Source organism: Geobacter benzoatilyticus (assembly GCF_017338855.1).
Taxonomy (GTDB): domain Bacteria; phylum Desulfobacterota; class Desulfuromonadia; order Geobacterales; family Geobacteraceae; genus Geobacter; species Geobacter benzoatilyticus.
This window is the reverse complement of record NZ_CP071382.1, coordinates 794,714-812,170: the sequence shown is the minus strand read 5'-3', so window position 1 is coordinate 812,170 and position 17,457 is coordinate 794,714. Positions and strand designations below refer to the sequence as shown.

The 17,457-nt window shown below is 59.8% G+C and carries 16 protein-coding genes; 9 read left to right on the top strand and 7 right to left on the bottom strand.

The genetic code is table 11. The annotated features are described in order from the left end of the window. Positions 1–274 precede the first annotated feature (274 nt). Positions 275–535 (top strand): hypothetical protein, encoded by a 261-nt coding sequence (locus tag JZM60_RS03850; RefSeq protein WP_207164203.1) that lies wholly within the window; start codon positions 275–277, stop codon positions 533–535. Positions 536–619: 84 nt separating this feature from the next. Here the strand turns inward: JZM60_RS03850 and JZM60_RS03845 are convergent, their stop codons facing one another. From JZM60_RS03845 to JZM60_RS03820, 6 genes are all read right to left on the bottom strand, one after another. Further along, positions 620–1,000 (bottom strand): exosortase system-associated protein, TIGR04073 family, encoded by a 381-nt coding sequence (locus JZM60_RS03845; protein ID WP_207164202.1) that lies wholly within the window; start codon positions 998–1,000, stop codon positions 620–622. Beyond that, positions 997–1,413, bottom strand: coding sequence for an exosortase system-associated protein, TIGR04073 family (locus JZM60_RS03840; RefSeq protein ID WP_207164201.1), 417 nt, complete (start codon positions 1,411–1,413; stop codon positions 997–999). The genes JZM60_RS03845 and JZM60_RS03840 overlap by 4 nt, the downstream gene beginning before the upstream one ends. A gap of 75 nt (positions 1,414–1,488) precedes the next feature. Beyond that, positions 1,489–3,723: a DNA polymerase domain-containing protein gene (locus tag JZM60_RS03835; RefSeq protein WP_207164200.1), complete on the bottom strand. Its 2,235-nt coding sequence runs from the start codon at positions 3,721–3,723 to the stop codon at positions 1,489–1,491. Positions 3,724–3,793: 70 nt separating this feature from the next. Continuing rightward, positions 3,794–4,399, bottom strand: a complete 606-nt coding sequence (locus JZM60_RS03830; RefSeq protein WP_207164199.1) for a peroxiredoxin — start codon at positions 4,397–4,399, stop codon at positions 3,794–3,796. 122 nt (positions 4,400–4,521) lie between these two features. Then, entirely contained in the window at positions 4,522–5,268 is a 747-nt protein-coding gene (locus JZM60_RS03825; protein ID WP_207164198.1) for an ATP-binding protein, read from the bottom strand. A 34-nt stretch (positions 5,269–5,302) separates the two neighbouring features. After that, positions 5,303–5,662 carry a nitrous oxide-stimulated promoter family protein gene (locus JZM60_RS03820; protein ID WP_207165463.1) on the bottom strand — a complete coding sequence of 120 codons (360 nt, stop codon included), beginning with the start codon at positions 5,660–5,662 and terminating at the stop codon, positions 5,303–5,305. A 126-nt stretch (positions 5,663–5,788) separates the two neighbouring features. On the opposite strand from JZM60_RS03820, the gene pcnB reads away from it, so the two are divergent. Beyond that, positions 5,789–7,141, top strand: a complete 1,353-nt coding sequence (pcnB, locus tag JZM60_RS03815; protein ID WP_207164197.1) for a polynucleotide adenylyltransferase PcnB — start codon at positions 5,789–5,791, stop codon at positions 7,139–7,141. A gap of 95 nt (positions 7,142–7,236) precedes the next feature. On the opposite strand, the gene JZM60_RS03810 is transcribed toward pcnB, so the two are convergent. Next, entirely contained in the window at positions 7,237–7,755 is a 519-nt protein-coding gene (locus JZM60_RS03810) for a 2-thiouracil desulfurase family protein (RefSeq protein ID WP_241426361.1), read from the bottom strand. 210 nt (positions 7,756–7,965) lie between these two features. On the opposite strand from JZM60_RS03810, the gene JZM60_RS03805 reads away from it, so the two are divergent. From JZM60_RS03805 to JZM60_RS03775, 7 genes are all read left to right on the top strand, one after another. Beyond that, positions 7,966–9,588 (top strand): GAF domain-containing sensor histidine kinase, encoded by a 1,623-nt coding sequence (locus JZM60_RS03805; protein ID WP_207164196.1) that lies wholly within the window; start codon positions 7,966–7,968, stop codon positions 9,586–9,588. A 1-nt stretch (position 9,589) separates the two neighbouring features. Beyond that, positions 9,590–9,952 (top strand): response regulator, encoded by a 363-nt coding sequence (locus tag JZM60_RS03800; protein WP_207164195.1) that lies wholly within the window; start codon positions 9,590–9,592, stop codon positions 9,950–9,952. Between the two features lie 33 nt (positions 9,953–9,985). Beyond that, a complete protein-coding gene (locus JZM60_RS03795) occupies positions 9,986–12,496 on the top strand; it encodes a mannose-1-phosphate guanyltransferase (RefSeq protein WP_207164194.1) in 2,511 nt (836 codons plus the stop codon). Then, positions 12,493–14,697, top strand: coding sequence for a glycoside hydrolase family 57 protein (locus JZM60_RS03790; protein ID WP_207164193.1), 2,205 nt, complete (start codon positions 12,493–12,495; stop codon positions 14,695–14,697). Before JZM60_RS03795 ends, JZM60_RS03790 begins: the two co-directional genes overlap by 4 nt. Positions 14,698–14,710: 13 nt before the next feature. Beyond that, complete coding sequence (gene galT, locus JZM60_RS03785) at positions 14,711–15,730, top strand: galactose-1-phosphate uridylyltransferase (protein ID WP_207164192.1); 1,020 nt, start codon at positions 14,711–14,713, stop codon at positions 15,728–15,730. A gap of 69 nt (positions 15,731–15,799) precedes the next feature. Further along, a complete protein-coding gene (gene glgA, locus JZM60_RS03780) occupies positions 15,800–17,257 on the top strand; it encodes a glycogen synthase GlgA (RefSeq protein WP_207164191.1) in 1,458 nt (485 codons plus the stop codon). Between the two features lie 4 nt (positions 17,258–17,261). Beyond that, a complete protein-coding gene (locus tag JZM60_RS03775; protein ID WP_207164190.1) occupies positions 17,262–17,417 on the top strand; it encodes a hypothetical protein in 156 nt (51 codons plus the stop codon). Positions 17,418–17,457 lie beyond the last annotated feature (40 nt).

Below are 17,457 nucleotides of genomic sequence, written 5' to 3'. Positions count from 1 at the left end.
AAGAAGTTAAATGTTTAAATTTAATGAAAAAGTCGGTTTTTGGCAAGGCAAAAGACCTTTTGCTGAGCAGCAGCCCCCAATTACCCCGAAGCGGGAATGCCTTATATGGGGTATCGATGGGATGATATGCGGCTACGGCTGGAGTTTTTTGCCCTTATCGCTTGAGTGGATATGGGGCCAAATCTCAATTGTTACGAGATGTTATGCATGTGGCCCCGCCGTGGCACGTTCCCTGCTCTATAGAGCATACAAACTATCCTTTGGAGGTGTTGAAATGAAAAAAGTAGTTTCCTCGATCGTAGCTTCTCTCGTAGCCGTTGCTTTCGCCGCCACCGTTTTCGCCGCGCCGAAGAAAGAAGCTGCTGCTCCGGCTGCTCCGGCTACCCCGGCTGTTGCTGCTGCCCCGGCCACCCCTGCATCCGAAGTGAAGAAAGAAGAAAAAGCCGTCAAGAAAGTCAAGAAAGTCAAGAAGGCCAAAAAAGCTGTGAAGAAGGAAGCTGTTCCTGCTACCCCTGCTACTCCGGCTGCCAAGTAATTACTCTTTTGACGAAACAAAAAGCCGCATCTATCGGATGCGGCTTTTTTTGTGTTTCGACTGTCCGGCAGATATCTGCCGCAGCTATTCTTTCTCCCAGACGTAGGGCGGGTCCACGTACGGGTCAAAGAAGCCCGGCCATGCCACGAAAAAGGTGGCGGCCTCTCCCACCCCGGCCAGCGTTCTTACTATGGTCATCCCCACTCCCTTGAGGGGGCCGATAAGTACCCCTTTTGCCGGACCGTCTTCCTGCCACGTCACGTAAACCTGCTTGGGCAGCTCGAGCCATCCGGTCGCTGTGTTGGCAACTCCCCGGGCGAACTTGTTGGCCATGCCGTCAACCACCTCCTGGGCCGACGAGTCGTCAATGGAGGATGTTGTCGAGGCGTTGGCCTGCCGGTGCGAACCGAAGAAGAGGAGAACGGCACAGACTGTTACGGCACAGATTTGAACAGCTTTTTTCATTGGCCTGCTCTCTGGCCGGAAGCCGCCGCTTCTTCAGTGTTCATTCCGTTCGCGCGCTGGGGAGGCTCCCATCCCTTCCACACGAAGTCAGGCTCGATCATGGGATCGTAGTATCCCGGTTGAGGAACCAGGAAGAAGGCTGTCTCGGTTGCGCCGATGAACGCACGGTAGAGCGTCATGCCGATCCCCTTGAGGGGGCCGATGGCATAGCCGACGGCTCCACGGTCGCGGACGGTGATGTAAGACTGCTTGGGGATTTCGACAATCGCAGTTGCCATGTTGGTGACGCCGCGGCCCAGTTTGAAGGCCATCTTTTCCACTACGAATTCGGGATTCGGTTCGTCCTGGGCAAAAACGGGGGTGGAGCAGGAAAGAGCAACCGCTAGGGCAAGAAACCATGCGAAAGAACGCATATATTCTCCTTTTGCCGGCGAATTTTTAGCCTCTTAACCCTTGTAACATACTTGCCGACGGGTGGCAAGCCGCCTCTAGTCAAAGAGTGTGCGCTCCCCGGGGAAAAAGGGGGCAAGCCTTTTCACCAACTGGTCGAGTTTATCCAGGTAGAATTCCGTGTTCTCGTCGGGGCTGTCGGGATCGTAAAGGGATACCGGCTTGCAGTTTTCGTAAACGGTCACTCCTTTCCCATGGCCGGTGACATAGTAGCTGATCTGGTCGCCGGCCCGGAAGGAGCGTTCAGAGCGCAGGGCAATCTCGAAGGCTGCCGAGGGATTGCGTTTCCCCTGGCGGACCTTGAGCAGGTAGGTGGCCGGGGCTTCCCGGAGTGTTTCCGTCCTGGCGAGGTCTTCGATGGGGATGCGGTGCTCCTGCAGAAGCCGGGTGCAGTCGTCGCGCAGGAGCGGAATTTTTTCCCCTTCGCCGGTCAGCAGGAGCCGAATCGCTTCGCTTGTGAAATTTCGCAGATATCGCTCTATTCCCCGTGACCGGAGGGCGCTTCCCCTGACGGTAATCCTTCCCTCGTGGTCCAGGAGGGCGTAGTTCTTCATCTTGTAGGAGAAGATGGCGCGGTACCGGCCATCCATCTCCAGGGCTATCCCCTCGGGGAGGGTCGCGGACAGTTCTTTTACCAGGGCTTCCTGCTGCTCGCGGGTTTCCGTTCCCGGAGGCGGGATGAAGTAGATGCCGTCGGTATCCACTTCCACGGGCCGGGCTCCTCCACGGCGGAGCCGGTCGATTACTGCCTGGATCAGCTCCCGTCCCCTGCGGGCCACCTCAGCGGCTGTTTCCACGTCGGAAAAGGTGTGGATGGTGGTCCCCAGATAGCCGTAAAAAGAATTTATCAGCACCTTGAAGGTCTGCTGGAGAGCGTTGAAATAATCTCTCTGGTGGGGATCTGCGGCTGTCCGCGCGCGTTCCTTTGCGGCGAGCCGGAACTCTCGCAGTTGCGCCAGAAGCGGGAGGAACAGCCCTTGGTGATCCCGGCGGGGCGAGAGGCCGTAGGCGAGCATGATGGAGGGGTAGAGAGAAGCCACGTCGCAGTGAACGACGGGGCCGAGCACCCCGGTCCCGAAAACGTCGGTGTAGCCCCCTTCGAAGGTTCCCCCGGCCTCGGCAGGCCTGGGAATTGCGGCGCCCCTCCGCAGGTATTCCCGCAGGAAGAGGCCGTTGATCCGGGTCGCGTTTCCCCGGATGATGCAGTTCTGGTAGGAGTACGGGAAAATGCGTGCCTGGAGAAACCAGGGGTATGAAAGAAGCCGCGACAGGGCAAGGGTTTCCCGCACGTCATCCAGGTTGTAGCGCCGGAGAGCCTGCGGGTCGGTGCGGAAGGCTTCGTCCATGGCCTTGCGGTCCAGATAGACCCGGCCGGGGGCGGCGAGGCCGAAATGGATGGCTGCCGGTTTGAGTCCGTAGCTCTCAAGCTCGCGGCTGGAAACGTCGTAGATCTGCAGCAGGAAGTAAGTGTCGATGACGGAACGGCCGTAGATGTCCCAGCGGGGATAGTCGATGATTCGCTCCGCCACGGTGAACCGTGAGGGGTGAACCTTTGGTGCGCTTCCGTCGCGCCCCCAACGGAGCCTCACCCCGTGGCGGTCTGCCCGGACCCGGATGTATTCGAGATCGAAGCGGAAGAGGTTGTGCCCCTCGATCACGTCCGGGTCCCGCTCCCGGATGATGGCGGTGAGCCGTTCCAGCATCTCCTTTTCGGACATCTCGTGGGCCGACAGGTATTCCTCGTAGCCCCCCTCTTCCATGACGGCAATGGAGAGGATGCGATCTTCCTCCCGCGCCGGGTTGGAGAACTCGAACCCCTCGGCACAGGCGGTTTCGATGTCCAGGGCGAGACGGCGGAGCGTATCGAACTCTATTCCCTTGAAGAACGTTGAGCCGGAAAGGAGAAAGTGCTGGTGCACCGGATCGGAGAGGAAAAGGTACGGTGTCGCCGGGGCGGAAGTGGTGTATCCGGTCCCTTTCGCCAGGAAATCCCTGGCGGCTATGCACTCTGACCAATCGGCGAAGAGGGCCAGGTGGCGGAAGGTGCCGGGGCCCGAAAGGGGGGCGATGGAGACGGCATGCCGGAAGCCGTCCAGAAGCGCGGGGTCTTCCAGGAGGATGAAGGGGCGGAAGGGAACGTCCCGGAAGATGACGCCATCCTCGGTGCGGATGAACAGGCGCACGAAGCGCCCCGCCAGTTCGGCGGCGACGATCCCCTCCGTAGGGTCAGCCCCTGAAAGAAGGGGGGTGTCGGTGAAGCTGAGATCGACCATGGCGGCCTCGGGAAGACGAAAAAGGCACGGTTCCGGGACCGTGCCTTTCGGTTACGCCGGCGGGCAGCGGTTACCCGGCGGCATGTTTGGCCAGGTAATCGGCAACGCCTGAGGCTGTCGGCTTCATGGCCTCGTCACCCTCTTTCCAGTTGGCGGGGCAGACCTGGTCGCCGTGGGTTTCCACGAACTGCAGGGCGTCCAGCATCCGCAGGGCTTCATCAACGCTGCGCCCCAGGGGGAGGTCGTTGATGACGGCATGGCGGACGACACCCTTGGTGTCGATGAGGAACAGCCCCCTGAGGGCTACGCCCCCGTTCTCGAAAAGGACGCCGTACTGGGTGGCGATCTCCTTCTTGATGTCTGAAACCAGCGGATACTGGATGTCGCCGATGCCGCCGTCCTCCACCTTGGTGTTCTTCCATGCCAGGTGCGTGAACTTGGAGTCGACGGAGACGCCGATGACTTCGCAGTTTTTCGCCTTGAACTGATCCAGCTTTTTGTTGAAGGCGAGAATCTCCGAAGGGCAGACGAAGGTGAAATCCAGGGGGTAGAAGAACAGGATCACGTATTTTCCGCGAAAACTCGACAACTTGATGGTTGCAAAGGTGTTGTCGGGCAGAACCGCGTCGGCGGTGAATTCAGGGGCTTCCTTGGTTACGAGGGTACACATGCACATGGTATGGTTTCTCCTTTCGTGCGGCGGATAAATTGTAATGACATGAAAAGAGATACCAGCCGGGAAGCCCCTTGTCAATGGAAAAAGATAAAAAGAATCCTATTTATCTTGAGAGATGAATTTTACCCTTTTATCTCCCCTTGGATACCAATGACGACCTCCCGGAAGGGAATTTCCTTTCCGCTGGCCGCCAGGGCCTGGCGGGCCGCCATGACGATGCCTCCGCAGCAGGGGACTTCCATCCTCAGAACGGTGATGCTCTTGATGGAGGAGGACCGGAAGATCTCGGTCAGCTTATGGAGATAGGCGTTGTTGTCGTCCAGCTTGGGGCAGCCGATGACCAGCGCCTTCCCCTCCAGGAATTCCCGGTGGAAATCGCCGTGGGCGAAGGCGACGCAATCGGCGGCGATGAGAAGGTCGGCGTCCTGGAAGTAGGGGGCAGTTGTCGGCACCAGGTGAAGCTGGACGGGCCACTGGCGGAGCCTGCTGGCGATTTTTCCTCCAGCGGGCTGCTCGTCGGCGGGCTCGGGTTTCTCAAAGGTCATGGCCCGGGAGCCGGGGCAGCCGCCGCCGGCATGGTGCCCATGGTGCCGGGTAGCAGGCGGCTCATGGTGGGCCGGTTTGCGGCCGGTGTCCTTCAGGTGTACCTCCACGGCCGCCTCGTCAAACTCGTCCGCTTCCCGCTCGATAATCTTGATTGCATCCTGGGGGCAGTCGCCGAGGCAGGCTCCGAGACCGTCGCAAAGGTTGTCGGCGGACAGGACCGCCTTGCCGTTCACGATTTTTATGGCTCCCTCGGCACAGGCGGGGACGCAGAGGCCGCAGCCGTTGCACTTCTCTTCATCAATGCTGACGATTTTTCGAATCATGGTTGAGTTCTCCTTCTGGATTGATTGGTTATGTTTATTTAGCAAAATAGTGCCAAAGATAATCGAGCCGTCCCCGCAGAATCATTCTTCGCCCCGAGAAGGCCATGACTTCCCGGATTTTCGCCCGGTACTCCTTGCTGTAGCAGTGGACGCGGCAATGCTTGCACGATGGCTTAGGGTCCAGGGGACATTTGCGGCGCTTCTGGATGCCGTGGGCCAGGAGCCCGGCGCAGTCGGGGCAGAGATCCACCCCTTTGGGGTAGCGGTGCCTAAGTTCCGGCGGCGGCTCGAAGGGGGCCCGGAGTGAACGGTCATGACGGGCGTGGCAGTAGACCCGGACAAAGTCGGTGAGGATCCGCATGTCATTTTGCTGTTTTTTCGTGAGCGTTTCCATGGGTGCATCATATGACAGTGGCGCGATGTTTGTCATGACCCATGTCAAAAAATGCCGTTTTCATCATTAGGCTTTCCAGGGAGCGGCGCCTTTGCGTTTCAGCACGTTCTGTGCTATGAACCCCCTATGAAAAGCGAACCAGTCATCATCCCCCGGCAAGATCATCCCATCTCACGCTCCCAAGTCAGCCCCAACGCCCTCCGTGTCCTCTACCGCCTCAAGGACAACGGCCATATCGCCTACCTCGTGGGGGGATGCGTCCGGGATCTCCTCCTGGGGCGCGAACCCAAGGATTTCGACGTGGCCACCGACGCCACCCCTAACCAGGTGAAGCGCCTCTTCCGCAACTGCCGCCTGGTGGGGCGCCGGTTCCGGCTTGCCCATATCCATTATCAGGACGAGATCATCGAGGTGGCCACCTTCCGGGCCATGGCGCCGGAAGAGCCGGGGGAGGCCGAAGCCGAACCTCTCGCCGAAGGGGAGGTGGAGCGCTCCCGGAAGCCCCGCCATGTGGTGAGCGACGAGGGGATGGTGCTGCGGGACAATGTCTTCGGAACGCCGGAGGAAGATGCCCTGCGGCGGGATTTTACGGTGAATGCCCTGGCGTACAATATCGCCGATTTTTCCATCATAGACTACGCCAATGGCATGGAGGACCTGCGGCGTGGAGTCATCCGCACCATTGGCGATCCTGTGGTTCGTTTCACCGAGGACCCGGTACGGATGATCCGGGCAGTGCGCTTTGCCGCCATCCTGGGCTTTACCGTGGAGGAGGCTACCCGGCGGGCGGTCCTGGAGCTGGCGCCCACCATTACCAGGGCCACGGCTCCCCGTCTCTACGAAGAAATGTTGAAGCTGTTTCTCTCGGGGGCCGGGGAGCGGGTCTACCAGATTCTGCGCCAGGCCGGGCTCTTTGCCCATCTTTTCCCCCGGTTCAACGGCTGGCTTGACCGGGAGAGCGACGGTTTTCCCCATTTGAGGATAAGCAAGGCTCTGGAGTGGATTGACGGCCAGGTGGGGGGCGGAGAGCCGGTTTCGCCGCCGCTTCTTCTTGCCTTGATGTTCGGCGAGTATGTGGAGGAACTGGCCGGGGAACTGGTTTCGGCCGGGATGCCGGTTCCTGATGCGGTCAGCGGCGCCATGGCCGGCTTTCTCGGTGAGCAGGCGCCGATTATCGCCATCCCCCATCGGATTGCCCTCGCCGTGCGGGAAATTCTGCTGCTCCAGCTTCGTCTGGCAAAGATACCGGGGAAACGGCCCCAGGGGGTTCTTGCCCGGTCAAGCTTTGCCGAGGCCCTGGCCTATCTGCGATGCCGGTGCGCGGTGACGGGGGAGGGGGAGAAGGTCCTTGCCTGGTGGGAGCGCTACAGCCGCGACAACACCATGCCGCCGGTGGAGCCGGGTACCGGGGAAAGCGAAGGAAAAGCCACGAAACGCCGCAGGCGCCGGGGGAAGAGACGCAAGCCAGCTGTCTCCTGAATGCTGCCGGTTTTGCCGGTTATTGCCACCGTTCCATTCATCGTGATGCGCCCAAGGGATATTCCGAGGGCGTTTTTGCCGACCATAAAGACCTTTCATCGCCGGTAGGCGAATACCCGTTTAATGAAGTTCTCCATTAACGCCTGGTCGTGGAGTTGTTCCGCTTCTTCCACCGGAAGGTTCGGGAAACGTTCCGTGACCGCATTGGCAAAGAGTCCCCGCCCCACCATGTCCGGCATCCCCATGCGGTACACCGGCACGTCGTTGAGCCCCGAGCTCGGCGAGTTCTTTTTGAATACGAAACCGCTGATATTTTCCAGTTCCAGTTCAGAGACTTCGTGCTCGCACCATGCGAGCATGCGGTCAGTGTGGTCGATGCGTGTTGTAATGGTGACCAGCCTGAGGGAGCCGCCATCGAGTTCCAGCCGCATGGCCTCCCTGGGAACCGGCAGGCCGCAGCCAACCTCGGGGCAGACCGGGATGATCCGGAAGAACCGGCCCAGGATGTCGGCGACGTATCGGTCGTGCTTGTGGCTGCCGTCGTAGCGGACTTTTTTGCCCATGAGGCAGGCGCTGATTCCAATCGTAATGGGTAATGGGGTTGGCATATCCATGAAATAAGCATATCCTTTCTGAAAAAAATATTCATGAATTTTGTCAACGTACCGATTGGTAACTGTATGAAGGCAAAAGTTGCCTTGAAGGGGAAAAGATTAATTAACAACTGCCGCGGGTCACGGCGGCTTCGGGCTTGAAAGCATTTGGCCGGCTGGTATAATTGTGCCGTCTGTTGCATGTAAATCAACCCCTTCGGGAGCTCTTTAGTGGATTGGGTCTGTTGCTGGCACAGGGAGGTGGTTGAACCGGGAGGGTGTCCCAACATCGGCGAGGGGGAGGAGGTTCTTTATACCTCCTACCAGCGGCGGGTCATTGAAAAATGCATTGACTGCCCCAATTTTCGCGCCGATCTCCAGAAGCTGGGGGATGAGGGATCTCCACTGGGGAAGGTGGTCCCGATTCTCGTTGCCGAGGTTCTGGAGCAGCGGGGAAAGCTGCAATCGATGGTCGGGTTTCTCGACAGCCGGGAGCGGGAGATCAAGTTCCTTCACGAGATCAGTCTCGTACTTCAGACTTCCGTAGACCTGGATGAAGTCCTTTCGGTGGTGATGACCGCCATCACGGCCGGCAAGGGGTTCGGTATGAACCGGGCCTTTCTGCTGCTGGCCGACAAGGAACGCAAGCTTTTGCGGGGATACCTGGGGGTGGGGCCGCAGAATTTCGGCGAGGCGTGTGGGATTTGGGAGGATATCCAGCGGGACGACTTCACCCTCAAGGAGATGGCGCGGGACTTCTACAAGACCAAGCTCACGTCGGAAAAACAGAAGTTCCATGACATCCTTGAGCGGATGACCATCCCGCTGGCGGACCAGAACAACATCCTTGTCCGGGCGCTGAGGGAAAAGCGGCCGATCCTGGTCGAGAACGCCTTCCACAGCCCCGACTGTGACCATTCGCTGGTGCAGGCCCTGGGGGTGGACACGTTCCTGATTACCCCCCTCATCTCCCGCAACCGGCGGATCGGGGTCATTATCTCCGATAACTGCATCACCCACAAAAGGATTACCCCCCAGGACGTGCAGTCCCTGGAGACCTTTGCCTTCTCGGTGGCTTTCGCCATTGAACGGGCTTCACTCTATGAGCGGCTCCAGGAGGAACTCCTCAAGGTGACGGCCGCCAATGTGAAGCTGAAAGAGCAGCAGGAGCTGATCGTTAAAATGGAGCGGATGGCGCTGGTGGGAAAGATTACCTCCAGCATTGCCCACTCCATACGCAATCCTCTCATGATAATCGGAGGCTTCTCCCGCTCGCTCCTGAAGGGGGCCGCCGAGGATGACCCCAAGCGGGAGTACCTGGAGTCCATAGGGCAGCAGGCGCACCAGTTGGAGGAAGTCCTGGAGGATATTCTCAACTATTCCGATTCCCTCTACCCGACCCTGGATATCTGGGACGTGAACCAGCTTTTGAGCTCCGTATGCCGCGAGCTCGACGGACAGCTCCAGGAGCGGCGCGTGGCCTGTCGGCTTCGGCTCGATGCCCATCTGCCGCCGGCGCGCATCGACTACAAACAAGTGGCAAACTGCGTAAGAACGATTATTTCCACGGTTGTTGAAGGAATGGCGGAGGGGGGGGATGTCAGAGTCGAAACCCGTCGCGAAAACGGCTGGATTGTCGTGGAGGTAAGAGGGAGCGGGGCAAGTCTCCCCATGGAAGATATCGAAGCCATGACGACCCCCTTCTCCTCCACCGAGGAGCTGGGCACAGGGCTCGGCGTGGCGATCTGCAAGACGGTTATGGAAAGACACGGCAATATTCTGGAAATTGATACTCCGGACGGGAATGAAACCCGCTACCTTATAAAACTGCCTGAAAACAAGGAGGATGCATAACATGGCTCGACTGCTGGTGGTTGACGACGAAAGCAGCATCAGACTGCTCTATTCACAGGAACTGGCCGACGAAGGGCATGATGTTACGACTGCCGCCAATATCTCGGAGGCGGTTGATCAGATAAAGGAAAACGAATTCGACCTGATCGTTCTTGATATAAAGCTCAAGAACGAGAGCGGCCTGGAGCTTCTCCAGAAGGTGGTAAAGGAGCGGCACAACCTGCCGGTCATCCTCTGCACCGCCTTCTCCTGCTTCAAGGACGACTTCTCCGCCTGGCTCGCCGACGGTTACGTGGTGAAGTCCAGCGACCTCACGGAGTTGAAGGAAGAGGTCAAGCGGGTACTGGCGAAGAAAGGCAAGTGAGATAAATAGAATATTATAAAAGGAGCATCCTACATGAAAGCAGTCATTATGGCCGGCGGGTTCGGGACCCGCATCCAGCCCCTGACGAGCAGCATCCCGAAACCGATGATCCCGCTGCTGAACCGCCCCATCATGCTCCATATCGTGGAACTGCTGAAAAAGTACGAGATCACCGATCTGGTGATGCTCCTCTACCACCAGCCGGCGGTCATCAAGAACTTCTTCCGGGACGGCACCGACTTCGGCGTCAAGATCACCTACGTGACCCCCCTTCAGGACATGGGGACCGCCGGGGCCGTCAAGTGTGCCGAGAAATTCCTGGACGAGCGGTTCCTCGTCATCAGCGGCGACCTCCTCACCGACTTCAACCTCCAGAAGATTATCGACTCCCACGAGGAGAACAAGGCACTGGCCACCATTACCCTCACTTCGGTGAAGGACCCGCTTCAGTTCGGGGTCGTCATCACCGACAAGGAGAAGCGGATTACCCAGTTCCTGGAGAAGCCGGGGTGGGGGGAGGTGATCTCCGACACCATCAACACCGGCATCTACGTCTTCGAGCCGGAGATCTTCGCCCATATCCCCGAGGAGGAGAACTACGACTTTTCCCAGGATCTCTTCCCGAAACTTCTGGAGCAGCAGAAGCCCCTCTTCGGCCACACCGCCAAGGGTTACTGGCGCGATATCGGCAATACCGACTCCTATCGTGAGGCCCACCACGACATCTTCAAGGGGAAGGTGAACGTGAAGATCGACGAGGCGAAGCAGGATCTGGTGGGGAAGGATTTGCGGCTGGGAAGCGACGTGAACCTGGACGAGCACATTACCCTGGAGGGGACGGTGATCGTGGGGGACAACTCCCAGGTCTTCGAGAGCGCCCACATCAAGGATTCGGTCATCGGTCGCAACTGCACCATTGATCCGGGCGTCCGCCTGAATCGCTGTGTCATCTGGGACAATGTTTACGTGAAGAAGGGGGCCAAGCTCCACGACAGCGTCCTCTGCAGCAACGTGCGGGTGGGGCACGGGGTCGTCATGGAAGAGGGGGTCATCGTGGCCGACGACACCTCCATCGGCGAAGAGGCCTACATCAAGCGGGATGTGAAGATCTGGCCCCGCAAGGTGATCGAGGCGGGGGCCACCGTTACCGGCAACCTCATCTGGGGCGAGAAGTGGAAGAAGTCTCTCTTCGAGGGAGCCATGGTCAAGGGGCTTACAAACATGGAGCTCACCCCCGAGTTCGTGGCCAAGCTGGGGTGCGCCTATGGCACAACGCTCCCCAAGGGAAGCCATATCATATCGGCCCGCGATGCTTACCGCTCCTGCCGGATGCTCAAGCGCAGCTTCATCGGCGGCCTCCTTTCCGCCGGGGTCAACGTGCGGGACCTGACCATGGTGCCGATGCCGGTCCTGCGCTACAAGCTCCGCTCCTTCGGCGAGGTGGGGGGGATCTATTTCCGCCAGGCCATTGACGATCCCGCATCCACCGAGATCGTTTTCCTGGACGGCGAAGGTCTCGACTTCTCCAGTTCCATGGGGAAAAACGTGGAGAGGATTTTCTTCAAGGAGAACTTCCGCCGGGCCCACCACACTGAGCCGGGCGCCCTTTCCGAGATTCCTCTGCAGGTGATGGATTTCTACCGTGAAGGGTTCCTCCACGCCATCGGCAAGTCGCCGCTGCAGAAGAAGCAATTCAAGGTGGTAATCGATTTCAATCATTCCTCGGCCAGTCAGATTCTCCCCGGTATCCTGACCCAGATGGGGTGCGAGGTCATCAGCCTCAACGCCTATGTGGACGAGGAGCGGGGCATTCAGGCGGTGGCTGAGCGTCAGGAGAGCCTCGGCCAGCTTTCCAAGATCGTTGCCACCCTGGAGGCCCATGCCGGGTTCTGGCTCGATCCCACCACCGAAGGGGTTATCATGGTGGATGAAACCGGAAAGGTCTATGAAGGGGCTGATCTGCTGCCGCTCATAGCCGGACTAGCCCTTCGCTCCGGCGAAAAGGGGCTGTTCGTGGTGCCGGTTTCGGCCCCTTCGGCCATCGAGCGGATGGTCCAGGAACGGGGAGGGACTGTGACCCGCACCAAGAGCGCCGACCGGGCCATGATCGAAGCCACCATTTCTTCCGAAGTGGTCCTTGCCGGTACCATGGACGGCCGTTTTGCGTTCCCCAAATTCCAGTCCGCCTTCGACGGCATGTTCGCCATCGCCAAGACCATCGAAATGGTGGCCAAGGGGGGGCTGTCCATCTCAAAGGTGGCGGCAGAGATTCCCCAACGGGCCTTCCTTCAGACCAGGGTTCCCTGCGTCTGGGACATGAAGGGGGGGATCATGCGGAAGATGAGCGAGGACAGCCTCGACAAGGAGGCGAGCTTCATCGACGGGATCAAGGTCCACTTCGGCGAGGACTGGGCCCTGGTGCTCCCCGACCAGTATCTCCCCTATGTCCACATCGTGGCCGAGGCCCGGGATGCCAAGACGGCCCAGAAGCTCCTCGATGAGTACAGAAAAAAGGTCGAGGGGTGGAAACGGGAACTGCAGTGAGCGCACCCCTTTCCGTCATATTCCTGTGGCACATGCACCAGCCGTACTACAAGGATCCGGTGAAGGGTGAGTACGCCCTTCCCTGGACCTACCTCCATGCCGTGAAGGACTACTACGACATGGCGGCCATCGTTGACGACACCCCGGGAGCGCGGGCGGTCTTCAATCTGGTGCCGTCGCTCCTGGACCAGATCCTCGACTATGCCGCCGGCACGGCTGTGGACCCGTGGCTCATTAGGGGGGGGATGGCTCCGGCCGACATGGCCGAGGAAGACCGGATCTTCCTGCTGGAAAATTTCTTCTCGGCCAACCGCCAGCGGCTCATCGAGCCGAACCGCCGCTACCTGGAACTTCTCCACCTGGCCGGTGACGGAGCCAGGGTAAAAGGCCGGGAGCGGCATCGCCACTTCAGCGCTCAGGATCTGCTGGACCTCCAGGTCTGGTTCTTCCTGGCCTGGACCGGGGAGGCGGCCCGCCGCCGCTACCCCGAGTTGAAGGAGCTGGTGAAGAAAGGACGCCACTTCACCGAGGAGGACAAGGCACTCCTCTTTGACCGGCATGCCGACATCCTGAACGGCATCATTCCCCTCTACAAAAAACTCCATGACGAGGGAAAGGCGGAGTTGGCCGTCTCACCCTACTATCACCCGATACTCCCCCTTCTCTGCGACATGAAGGCGGCCGGCATCGCCATGCCGCGGGTAAACCTGCCGGCAACCCGTTTCCGCCATCCGGAGGATGCCCGCAGCCAGGTGAGCCGGGGGATTGCCCGATTCCGGGAGATTTTCGGTTTCACGCCGGTCGGCATGTGGCCGTCGGAGGGGTCGGTGAGCGACGAGGCCCTCGCCATCATTGCCGGCTGCGGCATCAAGTGGATTGCCACCGACGAGGAGATTCTCGCCAGGACCCTTTCCGGAGGGCTCGGTTCCGGCCGGGAGGCCCTCTATCATTCCTACACGTTCCGGCAGGGCGCGCGGGAGCTGAAGGCCTTTTTCCGGGATCACCTCCTCTCGGACCTGATCGGCTTCACCTACTCCTCCTGGGAGCCTCAGCGGGCCGTTGAAGACTTTGTGGGGAGGCTCGGGGAAATACGGGAGCGAATTCCCGGAGCCAGGGTGGTCCCGGTGATTCTGGACGGCGAGAACGCCTGGGAGTACTACCCGGACAACGGTTACGATTTTCTCCGGGGGCTTTACGGGGCCACCGCCGCCGCGCCGGGGGTTTCATGCGTCACCTGCTCGGAGTTTCTCGCCCGTGAGCCGGAGCGGCGGGTCATCGAGCATATCCATCCCGGCTCCTGGATCAATGCCGATTATGGCATTTGGGTCGGTCACCCTGAAGAGAACCAGGGGTGGGATTATCTGGAGCGGGCGCGGGAGGCTGCAATTACCGCAAGCCCGCTGGTGGCCGATCTCATGGCCGTGGGGGGGGCGTGGGAAGGGGAGGGCACCGCTGAAGAGCGGACGGCCCGTCTCGTCTGCACGTCCCTCTATGCCGCCGAGGGGAGCGACTGGTTCTGGTGGTATGGGGACGATCACTTTTCGTCCCATAGCGACCGCTTCGACCGGTTGTTCCGCAAGCATCTCATGAATTGCTACCGGCTGCTCGGCCTTGACGTCCCCCGGGAGCTGTACGAGCCCATAAAGAAGCTTACTCCGGCGGGGCTCGTACGGGAGCCGGCCGCTCTCATCACCCCCGTCGTCAATGGCCTGGTGGACGACTATTTCGAGTGGCTTGCGGCCGGCCTTGTGGACCTCACCAAGCAGGCATCGGCCATGCACGCCGCCGAGAGCGTTCTTCAGTCGCTCTTTTACGGCTTCGACCGGGAGAACCTTTACTTGCGCCTCGACAGCCCCTCGCCGGTTGCCGCAACTCTCCTGGAAGGGGATACTCTCCATCTCCATCTCGTCACCGAGGGGGAATACCGGCTTGATATGATACCTTCCGCTACCGGCGGCGAGCTGATGGTTAAGGGGCCCAAAGGGTGGAAGAGCGGTAAGGCCCGTTGTTGCTGGGCAATGGATCGGGTCTGCGAGGTATCGGTTCCCCTGGCTCCCCTGAAGCTTGCTCCGCAGGGAAAGCTTTTCGTCACGGTTACCCTGACGCGGGGGGGGGAGGAGTTCGGCCGCTGGCCTGCCGATTCGCCCCTGGCACTGGTCTACGCGGGGGCGGAGCTGGATGCGGAAAACTGGTTGATATGACACTGGAGGAACAATGTCAGAACTGAGATGGGATCCCCTCAAGCAGCACTGGGTGATTATCGCCACCGACAGGGGGAGGCGTCCGCGGGATTTTCTCGTGGAGCCGGAGCCCTCCGAGATAACCAGTTGTCCTTTCTGTTATGGCAACGAAGACAAAACGCCCGGCGAGGTTTTCGCGCTCCGGCCCTCTGGAGCTGCGAATTCCACCGGCTGGAAGGTGCGGGTCATCCCGAACCGGTTTCCGGTCCTCCGGATCGAGGGTGAGCTCAACAGCCGCGCCTACGGCATCTATGACGTCATGAACGGCATCGGCGCCCACGAGGTCATCATCGAGACACCAGACCACAACCGGGGCCTGTCCGAACTTTCCCCCGCCGAGATTGCCGAGGTCCTGAAGGCATACCGGTCGCGCTTTCTTGACCTGCGCCGCGACATGCGGTTCCGGTACATGGTGCTTTTCAAGAACCACGGCCAGCGGGCGGGCGCTACCCTCTCCCATTCCCATAGCCAGCTCATAGCAGTGCCTCTGATTCCGCCGGTGGCGGCCACTGAACTGCGGATATGCCGCGAGCACTACGCCGTCAAGGAGCGCTGCCTCTTCTGCGATCTGCTGGATTTCGAGCTCCAGAGCGGCGACCGGGTCGTGCGGGAGTTCCCCAACTACGTCACCATGACTCCCTATGCCTCCAGCTTCCCCTTCGAGCTGCGGCTCTATCCCAAGCGGCATTCCCATGACTTCGCGCTCTCCACCGATGCGGATCTGGCCGAGCTTGCCGTGGCGCTCAAGGATATGCTCAGCCGGCTCAAAAGGGTCCTCAGGGATCCCCCTTACAATTTCATTCTCCACACCGCGCCTCCCCCGCAACCCCGCTTGGGCAAACCCGATTTCTGGAGTTCCATCGAGTATGACTACCACTGGCACATAGAACTGGTGCCACGGCTCACCGCCATTGCCGGCTTCGAGTGGGGTACCGGCTTCTTCATCAACCCCACGTCGCCGGAGGATGCGGCCGAGTTTCTCCGAAGCGCATGAAAATACTGAGCAAGAATACCGGATTCGGCTGCCGAACCTGGCAAACATGAGCCGCTACGAGGCCCGACGATGAAAATCCTGCAGGTTGCATCAGAGGTTACCCCCTTCGCCAAGACCGGCGGACTGGCGGATGTCACCGCCGCCCTCCCCAAGGAGCTCAGGAGGATGGGGCACGATGTTCGTGTTGCAATTCCGTTTTACAAGGGGGCCTCGTCGGGGGGGCATCCCGTGCGCAAGGCCCGTAAAAGCGCGGAGGTGCAACTGGGGGGGGAGCTCCACAAGGGGTATTTGCGCCAGACCACTCTTGGGGATGTGCCGGTCTATCTGGTTGAAAACCGGGATTTTTTCGGACGAAATTATCTCTATGGCCCCCCAGAGGGGGATTACCCCGATAACCCCCTGCGCTTTGCATTTTTCTGCCGCAGTGTGCTCCAGCTCCTGAAACGAATGGATTTCAGGCCCGACGTGATCCACTGCCACGATTGGCAGGCGGCCCTCATTCCCATCATCCTGAAGTACGAATTGGGGGATGATCCGTTCTTCAACCGCATGGCCCTTGTATTTACCATCCACAATCTGGCCTATCAGGGGCTTTTCCCCGCCGATTGCCTGCCGCAGACGGGGCTCGACGACTCGCTCTTCACCATGGACCTCCTTGAGTACTATGGCCGGTTGAATCTCATGAAGGGGGCGATTATCGCCTCCGACGCCATCACGACCGTCTCGGAAACCTACTGCCGGGAGATTCTGACCCCCGGGCAGGGGTGCGGCCTCGAAGGGGTTCTCGGCGCGCGTCGGGCCGACCTGACCGGCATCCTCAACGGCCTCGATACGGAAGAATGGAGTCCGTCATCGGATCGGCGCATCTTCAGAAACTATTCGACGAAGTCGCTGGCGGGCAAGGGGGCCGACAAGCTGGACCTCCAGCGGGAACTCGGGTTGAAGGTGGATCCTTCGGTCCCCCTCATCGGCATGGTGGGGCGTATAGTGGAGCAGAAGGGGATCGATATAGTCATCGAGCTTCTCCCCCGGTTCGCCGAAGAGAACGTACAGCTGGTCATCCTCGGCACCGGCGACCTTCAGCTCATGCACCAGCTCTACGAGTTCAGGAACAGCGGCATAGCGAAAAACGTCTCCATCAACCTTGGGTTCAAGGACCCTCTGGCGCCGAGGATTTACGCCGGATGCGACATGTTTCTGATGCCCTCGCGCTACGAACCGTGCGGGTTGAGTCAGCTCATTGCCCTCAGCTATGGCGCGGTGCCCATCGTGCGGCGGACGGGAGGGCTCGCCGATACGGTGGTCGATGTTGCCGATGCCCCCCGGGAAGGGAACGGTTTCTCCTTCAGCGACTACAGCGCGGAGTCCTGCTGGGAGACAGTTCAGCGGGCATTGGCTTTTTATCGGGATCGCGAAGGGTGGAGAAAGATCATGCGGCGTGGTATGCTGCGCGACGTTTCGTGGCGCAACGCGGCCCACAAGTACGAGGAGCTCTACGGCGCATGCTTTGAGAAGAAGCGGGGGTAATGATATGGGTGATGAGCGGATCGAACTGGACGAGCTTAGCAAGGAGATCCGGAAGGTAATAGAAAATAACCGGAAATTTCTTGACCGGGTCATGGATGAAGATTTTGAACCCGAGGATGGGGAAGAGGCGAAAGAGGAAGAAGTCTTCGAGGAGTTGTAGCGATATCGTACAGCACGAAGAAAAAATCCCCCGAGGTGAG